We start from the raw sequence: 12,708 nt of genomic DNA, 5'->3' as shown, positions 1-12,708 counted from the left end.
GGGGCACTTCCGTACCTAACTAAAGCTCAGTCATCAATTTTTCGAACTCATCCAGGCGCTCTTCAAAGATCTTAAAGGCGTCTTCCAAATAATCCGGCTTAGTCATGTCTACGCCGGCTTTTTGCATGGTGGCAATTGGGTAGCAACTGGACCCCGACTTCAGGAAGTTCAGGTAGTTCTCCTTATCCTCCGCCGTCCCGTAGCTGATCTTGTTGGCTAGGGCCGTGGCGGCCGCAAAGCCCGTCGCGTACTGGTACACGTAGAAGTCGTAGTAGAAGTGCGGGATCCGCGCCCATTCCAGCTGGATCTCGCTGCCCGTCTCGATCCGCGGTCCGTAGTATGCCTGGTTCAAGTCGTCGTAGTAGTTTGACAGGTAGTCGCCCGTCAGCGGCTGCCCCTCTTGGTCGCTCTTATGGATGAACCATTCGAATTCCGCGAACTGGGTCTGCCGGTAGACCGTCCCCTTGAAGGAGTTCAGGTAGTAGTTCAAGAGAAAGGCCCGGGTCTTTTTATCGGTAACCTTGTCTAAAAAGTAGTTGGTCAGCAGATTCTCGTTGGTTGTGGAGGCAATTTCCGCGGTAAAAATTGGATAGTCCCCGTACACGTAAGGCTGGTTTTCGCGCGTGTACATGCTGTGGACCGAGTGGCCGCTTTCGTGAATCAGAGTGTAGAGCGAGTCCAAGTCGCCTTGCCAATTCAAAAGCTCGTAGGCGTCCGTGTCGTATGACCCGCCCGAGTACGCCCCGCCTTGCTTGTGCATGTTCGGCACGTAGTCGATTACTCGATTGTTAAAAAGGTAATCAAGATGCCTCAAGTAGTCCGGCCCCAGCGGCGCCAGCGCCGCGCGGGCCTCTTTTTTCGCATCGGCAAAGCTGTAGGACAGACTTGGCGTTCCCGTAAGCGGCACGTACATGTCCCACATGCCGAATTCGTCCTCAGGCTCCGTTAACCCAAGCAGCCGCGCCCGCAAGTCCACGTAGCGGTGGAGCAGGTCCAGGTGCTGGTGGACGGTGCCGACCAGCTGCTCGTAAACGGAGACGGGGATGGCATTTTCGTCAAGCGCCGCTACTAAGGCGTTGGGGTAGTCGTGGACCAGGGCCCGGTAGTTGTCGGCCTTGACGTTCCCAGCCAGGGTCGAGGCAAAGGTCGACTCAAACTGCTCGTAGCTAGAGTAGAGCGCTTCAAAGGCGTCCATCCGCAGGTCCCGGTCGGTTGACTGGATCAAGAGGTCGTAGCGGGCCTCGGTCAACTGCACCGTGTCCCCATCTTCATCTTCGACAAAGGGAAATTCCAGGTCTGAATTGTTCAAAACGTTAAAAGTGTTGCTGGACGCGCCCAGGGCATCCCCCGCCAAAGACACCAGTCGCTCTTCCTCAGCTGGCAAGACGTGGTCGGCCTTGCGCATGATCTGGTCCAGGTAGTGGCGGTATTTTTCCAGCCGCGGCTCTTCTTGATAAAAAGCTTCCAGCTTCTCTTCCCCTAAGGCCAAAAGCGCCGGGGAGATGAAGGACACGCTGGCCTGGTAGCTAGCGGCTAGCTGCTGGGCCTTGGCGCTGACCCCGAGCAAAAACTTGTCGCTGGTGTCGACGTCACTGGCCAGCCCCGCATAGGCGTAGACCTTGGATACCCGCCGGTCCAGGTCAAAAATCTGCGTCAAATTTTCGTAGAGCTGGTGGCCGCTGGCCGTAAAGCCCTCTTCTAAGTCGCCCACTTGGTCCACTTCCTGGTCCAGCTGGTCGCAGGCAGCCTGCCAGTCGCTGACGCTCTTAAAAATCCGGCTCAAGTCCCAGGTTTCGCTCTCTGGCACCTGGCCGCGTAAAGGAATCTCCATGTTGTTACCTCTTTTTTGGTTCTTAACTGAATACTAGTATTCTACTATCTTCGAAGCTTTTTGCCAAAAAATAAGATAGCTTAAAATTTTATCCTTTTTCCTTTATTATGTTGGTTTTTAATGAGAAAATAATACAAGACATTTCAAGGAAGGACTAGGGGCATGGAGCAAGGAAGGAACAAGAGAAAACAGCAGAAGCTTTTGCGCAACGTGACCCTGGTCAGCCGCCAGGCACAAAGAAAAAAGCTAAAGCAGGGCCCCGCAGCGATCCTCTTCATCGTCTGCTTTGCCCTGGTGGCGGCGGGCGTTTGGCTGACCCACGCCTACTTTGCCATCAATTCTGCGGCCAACAGCATGAACAAGTCCGGCAACACGGCAACCAGCCTCCAGATCGCGGCCAAAAAGCCCATCTCTTTGCTGGTTTTGGGCGTGGACCAGGGGATGGAGGGGCGCCACGACCAAGGCAATTCCGACACCATCATCTTGGTCACCGTCAACCCGACGACCAAAAAGACCACCATGACCTCGATTCCCCGGGACACCCTGACCGAGATCCTGGGCGAGACGTCTTCTACCAGCTACTTCATGTTCAAGGCTAATTCCGCCTACCAGTTTGGCGGCAGCAGCGGGTCGGTCAAGACGATTTCGGCCATGCTCAACGTGCCGATCAACTACTACGTCGAAGTTGACATGAAGGCCTTGAAGAGCCTTGTCACCGCCTTGGGCGGGGTCGACGTCAAGGTGCCTTTTAACTTTACTTATGACTGGTGCACCTTTAAAAAAGGCTGGCAGCACTTAAACGGCCGCCACGCCATCGCCTACGCCCGGATGCGGTATGATGACCCTAAGGGCGACTATGGCCGGCAGATGCGCCAGCGGCAAATCATCCAAGCCGTGGTCAAAAAGGCCCTCAGCGTTAACGGCGTTGCCAACTACCAAAAGCTGCTGAAAGTTTTTGCCAAATACGTCAAGACCAACCTGACCTTTGGTGACATGACCAGCCTGGCCCTGAACTACCGGGATGCGGCGGCCAATATCCAAAGCGGCTACATCCAGGGCCATGACGCGACGATCGATGGGACCAGCTTCCAGATCGCTTCAACCAAGGAACTCCAGAAGTGGTCCAACAAGCTGCGCAAGAACCTGGGTCTAGCGACTCAAACCCTGTCCAACCAGGAAACCCGGCAAAACACGCTGAACGAGACCTATAACGGCGTCGACTTCACGAAGGCCAGCACGATCACCAGCTACACCATCTACAATGTGAATTCGCTCACGCCGCACAGCGGCTGGTAAACTAGGGCTTTTGCCCTAGTTTTTTTCTGTTCGGGCCTGTTTTTTGCGGCTAAATAAGTTAAGATGAATGTATAAATTTAAGGAGGGAAAAATTTTGAAAAAGTATTACCCTTATCTCTATGGCGCCTTTTCAGGCTTCTTAACCTTTATCGCCATGTTCTACATCTGCCGGCACTCCTTTGCCATGACCACCGGCCTGTCCGCCATCTGGGGCGTGATCGGGGCGGTCCTGGTTTTTGCCAGCACTTCTTACACGGAGTACGCGATTGCCGAAATCGAGCGGATTGCCGACAAGTACCACCTGGACGAGGAATTTTTGTCCAAATTGACCAACATGTCGCCCAGCTACTTCCGGGTAGCCGACGACCGCTTGCACTTGACGGCGCCGCGCTATTTTTGGCCAAAAATCCTCAAGATCTTGAAAAAATACGACCGGGAACGCGACCAGGCCGAGAATTTCCACTTATAAGGAGCGCGCTGTGAGTTTACTAACTGTTGAAGGCTTAAGCCAGGGCTTTGGCGACAAGACCCTGTATGAGGACGCGAATTTCGTCTTAAACAAAGAGGACCACATGGGGGTCACCGGGCAAAATGGGGTCGGCAAGTCGACCCTGATCAAGATTTTGACCGGGGAAATTTTGCCAGATGACGGCAGCGTCAAGTGGCAAAACAAGGTCACGGTGGGCTACCTGGACCAGTACGCCAAGCTGACGCCGGGCTTGACCCTGCGCGGCTTTTTGCAAACGGCCTTTACGGGGCTCTATGAGGAAGAAAAAAGGCTAAACCAACTTTACGTCGATTACGGCGAAAGCGGCGACGACAAGCTGTTGGCCAAGGCCGGGGCCCTCCAGACTGACTTAGAAGAGCACAATTTTTACGACCTAGACACCGACATCGACCAAGTGGCCCGGGGGCTGGGCTTTAGCCGCCTGGACCAGGACGTGAGCGAGCTGTCCGGTGGCCAGCGCTCCAAGCTGATTTTGGCCAAGCTGCTATTGGAAAAGCCGGACGTCCTGGTGCTAGACGAACCAACCAACTACCTGGACGTGGGCCACATCGACTGGCTGGTTGACTACCTGAACGCTTTTGCCGGCGCCTTCATCGTGGTCAGCCACGACTACGACTTTTTGGGCCGGATCACCAACTGCGTGATCGACATCGATTTTGGCACTATCACCCGCTACACCGGGACCTTGAAGCAGGCCCTGCGGCAAAAGGAAGCCAACCGGCAGACCTACCTGAAGGCTTATGCCAACCAGCAGCGGCAGATCGCCAAGACTGAAGCCTATATCAGAAAAAATAAAGCCGGCACCCGGGCCAAAAGCGCCCGGTCCCGGCAAAAGCAGCTGGACAGGATGGAAATTCTGACCCCTCCGCAAAACGGCAAGAAGGCTAAATTTGACTTCCCGTACGTTGAAACAGCCTCCAACTTGCTTTTGCAAACGCAGGACCTGGTGATCGGCTACGACCAGGCTTTGGTTAAGGAAGCCTTCAACTTCTCCGTTGGCAATGGGGAAAAGGTTGCCATCACCGGCTTTAATGGAATCGGCAAGACCACCTTGCTTAAGACCCTCTTGGGGCAAATCCCGCCTATCTACGGGGGCTTTGACCTGTCCGCTACGGCTAAGTTGGCCTACTTCAAGCAGGACTTGACCTGGCCCAACCAGAATATGACCCCTCTGCAGTACTTAGAGAGTGAATTTGACCAGAAGAAGCCCAAGGAATTGCGGCAGGCTTTAGCCCGGATGGGACTGACAGCCCAATTGGTCATGAGCCCGCTTAAGGAACTGTCCGGGGGCGAGCAGGAAAAGGTAAAGCTGGCCAAGATGCAGTTTGAGCCGGCCAACCTGCTTTTCCTTGACGAACCGACCAACCACCTGGACAATGAAACTAAGGACAGCTTGCGGAAGGCCATCGTCAACTTCCCAGGCGGGGTCATCATCGTCAGTCACGAACGGGACTTCTTCAGAGGTGACTGGGTCGACAAGGTCGTCGATATTGAAGCCATGAATAATTGATTTAGCTGCCTTTAGGCAGGCTCGCGGTGAAAAAAATGAGCACAGACGCGTACATGAAAAGAGTCGTTCATACTTGTTTGAAGGCTGGCCGCCTCATGCTGGCCGGCGGTAGCGAAATGTACCGGGTGGAGGACACCATGCGCAGGATCGCTGTCAACGCCGGCATCAAGGAGGTCAATGTTTTTGCCATGCCAACCGGCCTCTTCGTCAGCCTGGATGATGGGGAATGCAGCACGGTGACGGAACTGGAAACCGTAAAGAAGCGGGCCATCAACCTGGAACTGGTTGACCGGGTCAATGAATTCTCCCGGGAATTCGCTGACAAGCGGATTGACCTGGAGCAGCTGGAAGAAAAGCTACGGGAAATCGAGGAGAATACCCCGACCTTTCCTTTATGGCTGCAGGTCATTGGGGCCGGGATCTTGAGTGCCACCTTGATGGTCCTCTTTTTGGACGTCTATGACTGGGTCGACTTCCCGGTTGCCGGGCTGATCGGGGCCAGCGGATATTTGATGGACTCCTGGCTGAAGGGCCATACCAAGGTCCGCTTCCTGGCGGAGATGATCGCGGCCATGGAGATGGGGCTACTCACCATTATCATTAATAGGATTTTCCCGGCCTGCAATGTGAACAATATTTTGATCGGGGCCTTGATGACCCTGGTGCCTGGGCTGGCTTTGACCAACGCTTTGAGAGACTTGTTCATGGGTGACTGGGTGTCGGGGATCGTGCGCATGTGTGAGGCGGCAATGACGGCGATTGCCTTGGGCGGCGGCGTCGGGATCGTGATTAGATTTTTAGGAGCTTAGTCATGCTGGGGATGCAGGTTAGTTTCAACATCTGGGACGTCTTGATCAACTTGGTCTTTTCATACATTGCCACGGTGGGCTTTGCCTTGACGGTGAATATTCCCCACCGGGTGATTCACTGGAGCGGGATCTGCGGCTGCGCGGGCTGGATGGTCTACTGGCTGGTGACGGAGGCCTCTGGCGGGCGGATGATTTCCAATACCCTGGGGGCCTTTGCGGTGGGCTTGGTCGCGGTGGTTTTGGCTAAGTGGAAAAAGTGTCCCGTCACCCTTTTCAGCGTACCGGGCCTGGTGCCGCTGGTGCCGGGAGCGCCGGCTTACATGGTGGTTAGGCGGCTGATTGACGGCAAGTATCTCGCCGCCCAGCAGATGATGATGCGGGTGGCTATCGTGACAGTGTCGATCGCTTTGGGCTTCTTGCTGTCGACCCTGTTTCAGGAAGCTTGGAACAAGTACATCAAGCGGCTCAAGCTGCGGGAGAAGCTGAAGAAGTAGCTTTACAAGGCTTGGGAAAGAGCGTATAATCGAATATCGACGAGTCGAGGAAAACGCAAAGGTGCGTATTTTTGAGATAGAGGGCATCAGGCCTTTGGCCAGACGCGGGAAGCGTCGATGCTGACACACCCTTGATGTGAACGAGAAGGAGTCACATTTGCCGCTTGGCAAGTGCCTTGAGTAAAAGCCGCTAGAAGCAAGTACGCTTCTGGCGGCTTTTTTGTTGGCTTTGGGTAAAAAATGAAGTAGGATAGCAGCAGGGGAGGGATGCCTTATGGATTTCAGAAAAAGGGAAAAAGGAATCCATGGATTACGCGATTGCCAGGGACAAGTTGATCCGGCAGGGACTTTTGCCGGAGGACCCAATAGTTAAAGCAGATGATGCTTACTGGGAACAATTTAAATAGATGAGCAGACGAAAAATGGAGCAGGGCCAACCTTGCTCCATTTGTTATTTGCTGTCATTTCACGCTGTAACTGTTTTCCTCTTGTCCAATCGAATCAGAAACGGTAACTTTCCAGCCCATCCCGTTCCGGCGAACCGTGACTTCCTTGTAATAAGGGAGATTGGCATCGCCCTTGTCTATCTTCTTGCCGGATTTGGCGAAGAGGGCCTGGTTCTTTTTAACCGTCCGCTTGGTTGAGAAACTGCTGACGTAGGTGGTCCCCATGCCGAAATGGCTGTCAGCCTTGACCTGGTTCAGATAGTAGATGTCGCTGTAGCCATGCTGGGGCAGGGTCTTGTTCAGAACTTCAGTTACCACGCCTTCCTGGATCGACTTGTAGATCTCGTTGGCCGTAAACAATACGGAGAAGAGGGCAAAGAGCCAGATTGGCGAGGTTAGAATCAGTGTGATGATCTTGTGCTCATGGTAGAGCTGCTTGATTGCCTTCATTTTTTCTTCCTCCTGATAAAAAAAGACAAACATCTTCTCCTTCCGATTATAATCCCTTATCAAAAAAATCAGCATATTCCAGCAAAAAAGCACGTGAAAGATTCACGTGCTTAAAAATTATTCATTTGATCCTTCCAGTGGTCCTTCTTGGGCGATCGCATCAGCCTTGGTCGATTCGGTCGTGCCATGCGCGTGCTTTACCGGAGCGTACAAGCTGAAGCACTTCATCGGCTCGTCACCGGCATTGGTGACATTGTGCCAAGTGTTGTCTGGAATGAAGACAGCTTCGCCAGCGTGAACGATCTTGTCCACGGTCAAGTTGTCTTTCTCCTTGCCCAGCTGCACCCGGCCGGTCCCACTGACCAGGTAGATGAACTGGTCGTTGTCGTGGTGGATCTCCAGCCCGATGTCGCCGCCGCCAGCAGGGATGCACATCAGGGTTACTTGGAAGTGGTCCCCTGTCCACAAAGTCTCACGATACTTTTCATTCTCTAAGGCCGCCTGCTTTAAGTCCAAAGCACATGGATCCGGTCCGTAGTCCTTGAAATCAAACATGACAATCACCTTTCTATAGATAAAAATGTAATCACTATCATTTGCTGACGACTTAAGTGTAACACTTTTCTCCATTTTGTTCAAAAAAATAATGTCAAATATAGTTGACATTATGCCGGACATAGTTGATACTTAATGTAAAGTATATTTGACATCGAGAGTTGAGAAAGGGAAAAATTATGACACTCTTTTTAATCGTGGCTTTGACCATCTTTTTAGCTGTCTACTTTGCCATTAAAGACCAGCAGAATCGCCAGCGGCTGGATGAACGCCAGCTTCTGCTCCGGGGGCGGGGCTACAAGTACGCCTTCTGGACAGTGCTTGTCGCCAATATCCTTTACAGCCTGGCCTGCATCAACTTTGACCGGCCCCTGGCTACGCCTTTTGCATCCAGCCTGGCGACCATCATGCTGGGCGGCACTGTTCTTACCTGCTACTGCATCTTCCAGGATGCCTTCCCAGTTAAGGGCCGCTTGAGCCTGGCGGTTGCCTGGACCCTTATCTTCCTTTCCCAGCTCATGATCCAGATTGACGATCTGATGAGCGGCAGAATCATCTACTTTAAGAATGGGGCAGCAACTGATGCGGCGGTTGGCCCGATGATTCTTGTCTCCTACCTGGCAATCGTGGGCAGCCTCTTGATCAAGGCCATTATCGACCGGCGGGAGGCTGAATAAGTCATGAAAAATCTGCGCCTTAAAGCGGCCAGAGCAGAAAAAGACCTCTCCCAGCAGCAATTGGCCGACATCGTCGGGGTCTCCCGGCAGACCATCAGTGCCATCGAGAAAGGCAACTACAACCCAACCGTCAACCTTTGCATCGCCATCTGCCAGGCCCTGGATAAAACCCTGAACGATCTCTTCTGGCCAGAATAGCTGGCTAATAATTCAGCTATAGCCGAAGATTTTTTCACTGAGATCGCATATAGTTAGAGAATTTTGAGGATGGATATGGTAAAATAAGCGGGTAATAGAGGAGACTCTATTTCCCTGGCAATCAGTGTTTTCCCCATGTTTCTGATGCCGGGAGGTTATAAATCAGTCAAGTGCTGGTGACAACCTATATTTTCCTATTAATCCTAATGAGAACCGGCTCTGGCCGGCTCTTTTTTTCGAATGAAGATGCTTGCACATTCGCTTATTTTTGGTTAAGGTTAATACAGAATCATGCAAGTAAGTAGGCGGAAAAAATGAAGATAAATTTGAAAGACTTAACTCAAGCAATCGAAGACCAGGCTTACCTGTCCGACATGGAGACCATCAAGTACGCGGACGTTTCCCGGAGCAAAAAGAAGCTCCGCGAGCACGCCGCCAAGATGGTCAGCGAGGTGGCGCTGGCTTTGAAGAAAAATTCCCTTATGCAGGTCCAGCTGGTTTTGGAAGGCAAGAGCCCGATTACTTTTGCCCTGGAAACCAACGTCGTGAACCTGCCTTTGGCTTATTATAAAAAGCTGATCAACTTCTTTGACGAAGACGAGGAGGTGCCGGTCAAGGTCTACTTCGAAACGGCCAACGACGACCTGAACGCCTCCCACTTCCGCATCGACCTCCTGATGGACGGCGACGAGCTGGTGGCTGATCCAGACAAGGCGACCGACCTCTTGACCGACGCTATGAGCGAGAAGATCAAGCAGATCAAGGAAAACGAGAAGGCCACCCGGGAAGCTGCCAAGGAGGCCAAGGCTGCCAAGTAAGGAGGGCGCGCCATGTGGAGCTGGAATGTTTTAGGGGTGGCCCTGTGGGTCGCCGTCATTGTTTATTTAGTTTTTGTCATTAAAAATATCCGCCAGCGGCGCCTCAAGATGATCATCACCCGCCAGCGGACTTTTGAGGTCAAAAATTTTCTTATCAGCTGCTTGGAAGTCGCCGCGCTGCTAGCAGCCATCGTCTTCCTGGGTTGGGAGACTCTTTTTAAAAAGCCGGATCTGACTGATCAGGCGCAGATTGCCAGCCGCGTGACCTACCACGCCCTGGTGCTGGAGCCGGCCGCGACTAAGAGCTACTATGTCAAGCAGACCGAGGGCAGCTACGTTTACTATGTAAATGGTAAAAAGTATACCGTACCGACCGGCATGGCGGCCGTGGCGACCGGGTCCAGTCCGGCCGGCGCCGCTTCGGCGAACGGAGTGCCGTTTAGCCGCGCGGCCTTGGTGAAAAAGGACGTTCAGTACCAAAAGGCCTACGTGGCCGTGTACGAGGCGAGCTACAAGAACACCGCGGCCAACGGGCTGGGGATGCACGCCGGCAAAAGTGCCAAGCGCTACTACCTGATCCGGGTGCCGGACGCCTCTTTTGTTGAAAAGTAAAGTAAACCGTCAAGCCTTCGGGGCTTGACGGTTTTTTGCTTGGGTTGGTGGTGGGGTGTGGGCTGTTGCTGGTGGTTGGTTGCTGGTTGGTGGTTGGTGTCCCCAAAGTATGTCAACCGGTGTGATTTTTGGCGAAATCCGCCCCCGAAGTATGTCAACCGGTCTGAATTTAGGTGAAATTTGCCCCCGAAGTATGTCAACCAGTCTGATTTTTGACGAAATCTGCTCCCGAAGTATGTCAACCAAATTTGGTTGAGTCAACTCGGGGGCGAAAAAGCGTCAAAAGTAGTCCGGTTGAGTCAACTTGGGGGCGAAAAAGCGTCAAAAGTAGTCCGGTTGAGTCAACTCGGGGGCGAAAAAGTGGGAAAACGAGCTCGGTTGAGTCAACTCGGGGGCGAAAAAGTGGGAAAATGAGTCCGGTTGAGTCAACTTGGGGGCGAAAAAGCGTCAAAAGTAGTCCGGTTGAGTCAATCTGGGGGCAAAAAATGGCAAAATCCAGTCCGTTTGAGTCAATTTGGGGGCGAAAAAACGGAAAAATGAGCTCGGTTGAGTCAACTTGGGGGCGAAAAAACGCCAAATCGAGTTCGGTTGACATACTTTGGGGGCCAGCCCACGCCGCACGCCCCCACACAAAAAAGGCGAAGCGCTCAGCGCTTCGCCTTTTTCTTAACGCTTGCCAAGATGCCGCCGTCCACAAAGGCCAGCAGCAGGTTGGAAGTCGGGAAGTCCAAGACGTTGCCCGACATGTAGCTGGCGCCCAGGATCAGGCAGCTGGCCAAAAGCAGGCTGGACAGGTAGAAAGTCCGCCGCTCGCGCCGCCGCAGCCACGCCAGCCCGCCGTAAACAATCACGGCCGGGTAGGCCACCAGGTAAAGCAAAGCCCCCACGATCCCCAGCGAGTAGCGCTGGGCAACGAAGTCTCGCTCCAGGTTGAAAATGTTCGTCTCCCGCATGTAGCCGATCCCCAGCCACTTGTCCAGCGGGTTGTCATTATACGCCACCACTCGGTCCAGCATGGCCTGCTCGACCTTGCGGTTGGCCAGGCGGTATGAAGCCGGCTTTTTCAACATGTCGATCCAGAACTGCGGGTCCTTTTCGTACGGGTAGGACTTGCTGATGAACTTCTTGTTCAAGGCGTACTTTTTGTAATATTTTGCCAAAAAATCTTTCTCAAACGCCGCCAACTTGGCAGGGGAATTCTGGTACTGCTTCAGCCCCCGTGCTAGTAAGGCATTTTCGCGTGCGATCGACGAGTCGTGGCTCTTGGCCCAGTAGATCTCGTACTCGTAGCGCTGGACGGCTGGCGACACCTTGTAGCAGATGGCAAAAATCCCCAGCATCGCGGCCAGCGCGACCAGCGGCTTCCAGGCAAACTTCTCGTTTTTCAAAAGCCAGACGTGGACCAGCCACAAGATTAGCGTTACGACGAGCGAGGCCAGCAGCCCGTACAAGGCCACCTTGGTCCCGACCTCCAGCATGGCCAGGGTCTGGGACAGGGCCAAGAGCACGGTCTTCCAGGCAAACTTTTTAATCAATAAGTAGAAAACGATCGGCGCCAGCATCAAGAGAATCGCGCTCAGGGTGTTGGTGAAGTAGAAAAAGCCCTTCGAAGCACTGTGCGAGTAGCCGTAAAGCGGGCCCATGAACCAGGTGAAGATGTTGCCGGAAATCGTCCCGGTCTCGTAGGACTTGAGGGAGACGGCGAAGAGGTTGGAGATCACGATCGTCCCGGAAAAAAGCCCGCTGACGATGGCCAGGCCGCGCAGGACCAAGTCTTCGTCCGCCACCTCAGCAGTAATGTAGATCAAGACCAGCGGCAGGACCATTCTAAAAAGGTAGAAAAGCTCGCCAAAAGTGGAGTAGCCGTAGGTTGACCCGGCGATCCCCTTGAAAGTAGTCATGTGCCAAAGGTGGAGTCCGCCGTATAAAACCAAGGCGCCGGCGTAGATCCAGATCCAGGCCTTGATCTTAGGCCGGGTGGCCGCAAACAAAGCCGCCAGGGCCAAGACGCCCAGGATGCGGACGATGGTCGGGATGGTGAAGGGCAGGATGGTCGCCATTTTCCCCCGGTAGAGGAAGTCTAAGTCCAAAAAGGGCTGCAGGATGACGAACCAAAACAGCGTTTTTTTCAATTTATCAGTCATGGATGCCTCGCTTTCTATCTTTACAATCATAACAAAAAACCGCGCCAACCGGCGCGGTTTATTTTACTTCTTCTTGGCAGGCTTAGCTGGCTTTTCATCCTTGTCAGCCGCCTTCATGGTTGGCTCGATCTTTTCGATCGTCACGCTGTTGGTGGACAGGGCCTTGGCCTTCTTGGCGGAGCGGGCTGGCTTCATGTTCTTGAAGTTGACCACGAGCTTGTAGTTAAGGTCGCTGACGGCGGTAGCGTCCACGTCATCAAAGGAGGTGATGGCCAAGAGGGCAGAGTTTTCATAGATTTTTTCCACAGTGCCCTGGAACTGCTTCTTCAACTCTTCTTCTGACTTGGCATTAACGACTGC

At 53.3% G+C, this 12,708-nt stretch carries 16 protein-coding genes; 10 read left to right on the top strand and 6 right to left on the bottom strand.

Annotated features, from left to right (window positions below; translation table 11 throughout):
- Window positions 1–19: 19 nt before the first annotated feature.
- A complete protein-coding gene (gene pepF / locus ACI4WN_RS01635; RefSeq protein ID WP_439776690.1) occupies window positions 20–1,831 on the bottom strand; it encodes an oligoendopeptidase F in 1,812 nt (603 codons plus the stop codon).
- Between the two features lie 162 nt (window positions 1,832–1,993).
- Between pepF and ACI4WN_RS01630 the strand changes: the two genes are divergently transcribed.
- The 5 genes from ACI4WN_RS01630 (at window position 1,994) to ACI4WN_RS01610 (ending at window position 6,448) form a co-directional block, all read left to right on the top strand.
- Window positions 1,994–3,127, top strand: coding sequence for an LCP family glycopolymer transferase (locus ACI4WN_RS01630; protein ID WP_439776689.1), 1,134 nt, complete (start codon window positions 1,994–1,996; stop codon window positions 3,125–3,127).
- A 94-nt stretch (window positions 3,128–3,221) separates the two neighbouring features.
- Window positions 3,222–3,596, top strand: a complete 375-nt coding sequence (locus tag ACI4WN_RS01625; RefSeq protein WP_008462989.1) for a hypothetical protein — start codon at window positions 3,222–3,224, stop codon at window positions 3,594–3,596.
- 10 nt (window positions 3,597–3,606) lie between these two features.
- Entirely contained in the window at window positions 3,607–5,145 is a 1,539-nt protein-coding gene (locus ACI4WN_RS01620; RefSeq protein WP_439776688.1) for an ABC-F family ATP-binding cassette domain-containing protein, read from the top strand.
- 53 nt (window positions 5,146–5,198) lie between these two features.
- Window positions 5,199–5,954 carry a threonine/serine exporter family protein gene (locus ACI4WN_RS01615; RefSeq protein ID WP_439776691.1) on the top strand — a complete coding sequence of 252 codons (756 nt, stop codon included), beginning with the start codon at window positions 5,199–5,201 and terminating at the stop codon, window positions 5,952–5,954.
- A 2-nt stretch (window positions 5,955–5,956) separates the two neighbouring features.
- Window positions 5,957–6,448 carry a threonine/serine exporter family protein gene (locus ACI4WN_RS01610; RefSeq protein WP_439776687.1) on the top strand — a complete coding sequence of 164 codons (492 nt, stop codon included), beginning with the start codon at window positions 5,957–5,959 and terminating at the stop codon, window positions 6,446–6,448.
- 461 nt (window positions 6,449–6,909) lie between these two features.
- Here ACI4WN_RS01610 and ACI4WN_RS01605 read toward each other — a convergent pair whose 3' ends face one another.
- Together ACI4WN_RS01605 and ACI4WN_RS01600 are read right to left on the bottom strand one after the other, a co-directional pair.
- Entirely contained in the window at window positions 6,910–7,344 is a 435-nt protein-coding gene (locus ACI4WN_RS01605) for a hypothetical protein (RefSeq protein WP_439776686.1), read from the bottom strand.
- Between the two features lie 117 nt (window positions 7,345–7,461).
- On the bottom strand, window positions 7,462–7,899 hold the full coding sequence (locus tag ACI4WN_RS01600; protein ID WP_439774935.1) for a cupin domain-containing protein: 438 nt from the start codon (window positions 7,897–7,899) through the stop codon (window positions 7,462–7,464).
- A gap of 179 nt (window positions 7,900–8,078) precedes the next feature.
- On the opposite strand from ACI4WN_RS01600, the gene ACI4WN_RS01595 reads away from it, so the two are divergent.
- From ACI4WN_RS01595 to ACI4WN_RS01575, 5 genes are all read left to right on the top strand, one after another.
- Entirely contained in the window at window positions 8,079–8,576 is a 498-nt protein-coding gene (locus ACI4WN_RS01595) for a hypothetical protein (RefSeq protein ID WP_439776685.1), read from the top strand.
- Between the two features lie 3 nt (window positions 8,577–8,579).
- Complete coding sequence (locus ACI4WN_RS01590) at window positions 8,580–8,774, top strand: helix-turn-helix transcriptional regulator (RefSeq protein WP_260265341.1); 195 nt, start codon at window positions 8,580–8,582, stop codon at window positions 8,772–8,774.
- Window positions 8,775–9,088: 314 nt separating this feature from the next.
- Window positions 9,089–9,592 (top strand): hypothetical protein, encoded by a 504-nt coding sequence (locus tag ACI4WN_RS01585; protein WP_439776684.1) that lies wholly within the window; start codon window positions 9,089–9,091, stop codon window positions 9,590–9,592.
- A gap of 12 nt (window positions 9,593–9,604) precedes the next feature.
- A complete protein-coding gene (locus ACI4WN_RS01580) occupies window positions 9,605–10,204 on the top strand; it encodes an LVIS_2131 family protein (protein WP_439776683.1) in 600 nt (199 codons plus the stop codon).
- A gap of 55 nt (window positions 10,205–10,259) precedes the next feature.
- The gene (locus ACI4WN_RS01575) at window positions 10,260–10,460 is read left to right on the top strand and encodes a hypothetical protein (protein ID WP_439776682.1); all 201 of its coding nucleotides are present in this window, start codon (window positions 10,260–10,262) and stop codon (window positions 10,458–10,460) included.
- Here ACI4WN_RS01575 and ACI4WN_RS01570 read toward each other — a convergent pair.
- From ACI4WN_RS01570 to ACI4WN_RS01560, 3 genes are all read right to left on the bottom strand, one after another.
- Complete coding sequence (locus tag ACI4WN_RS01570; protein ID WP_439776681.1) at window positions 10,443–10,799, bottom strand: hypothetical protein; 357 nt, start codon at window positions 10,797–10,799, stop codon at window positions 10,443–10,445. The genes ACI4WN_RS01575 and ACI4WN_RS01570 overlap by 18 nt on opposite strands.
- Before the next feature lie 52 nt (window positions 10,800–10,851).
- Entirely contained in the window at window positions 10,852–12,348 is a 1,497-nt protein-coding gene (locus ACI4WN_RS01565; protein WP_439776680.1) for an O-antigen ligase family protein, read from the bottom strand.
- 63 nt (window positions 12,349–12,411) lie between these two features.
- Window positions 12,412–12,708 (bottom strand): hypothetical protein (locus tag ACI4WN_RS01560; protein ID WP_439776679.1); only part of this gene is annotated, 297 nt, incomplete at its 5' end.

Source organism: Lactobacillus sp., assembly GCF_051893255.1.
In the GTDB taxonomy this organism is placed as follows: Bacteria; Bacillota; Bacilli; order Lactobacillales; family Lactobacillaceae; genus Lactobacillus.
Note: the sequence above shows the minus strand (reverse complement) of the source record. Positions and strands in the feature narration are given on the sequence as shown.

What these genes read in the sequence shown, in the direction of transcription:
- ACI4WN_RS01565 (WP_439776680.1), bottom strand. Translation starts at nt 12,348, where the DNA reads ATGACTGATAAATTGAAAAAAACGCTGTTTTGGTTCGTCATCCTGCAG.
- ACI4WN_RS01605 (WP_439776686.1), bottom strand. Translation starts at nt 7,344, where the DNA reads ATGAAGGCAATCAAGCAGCTCTACCATGAGCACAAGATCATCACACTG.
- ACI4WN_RS01610 (WP_439776687.1), top strand. Translation starts at nt 5,957, where the DNA reads ATGCTGGGGATGCAGGTTAGTTTCAACATCTGGGACGTCTTGATCAAC.
- ACI4WN_RS01615 (WP_439776691.1), top strand. Translation starts at nt 5,199, where the DNA reads ATGAAAAGAGTCGTTCATACTTGTTTGAAGGCTGGCCGCCTCATGCTG.
- ACI4WN_RS01595 (WP_439776685.1), top strand. Translation starts at nt 8,079, where the DNA reads ATGACACTCTTTTTAATCGTGGCTTTGACCATCTTTTTAGCTGTCTAC.
- ACI4WN_RS01585 (WP_439776684.1), top strand. Translation starts at nt 9,089, where the DNA reads ATGAAGATAAATTTGAAAGACTTAACTCAAGCAATCGAAGACCAGGCT.
- pepF (WP_439776690.1), bottom strand. Translation starts at nt 1,831, where the DNA reads ATGGAGATTCCTTTACGCGGCCAGGTGCCAGAGAGCGAAACCTGGGAC.
- ACI4WN_RS01600 (WP_439774935.1), bottom strand. Translation starts at nt 7,899, where the DNA reads ATGTTTGATTTCAAGGACTACGGACCGGATCCATGTGCTTTGGACTTA.
- ACI4WN_RS01570 (WP_439776681.1), bottom strand. Translation starts at nt 10,799, where the DNA reads ATGTCAACCGAACTCGATTTGGCGTTTTTTCGCCCCCAAGTTGACTCA.
- ACI4WN_RS01590 (WP_260265341.1), top strand. Translation starts at nt 8,580, where the DNA reads ATGAAAAATCTGCGCCTTAAAGCGGCCAGAGCAGAAAAAGACCTCTCC.
- ACI4WN_RS01580 (WP_439776683.1), top strand. Translation starts at nt 9,605, where the DNA reads ATGTGGAGCTGGAATGTTTTAGGGGTGGCCCTGTGGGTCGCCGTCATT.
- ACI4WN_RS01630 (WP_439776689.1), top strand. Translation starts at nt 1,994, where the DNA reads ATGGAGCAAGGAAGGAACAAGAGAAAACAGCAGAAGCTTTTGCGCAAC.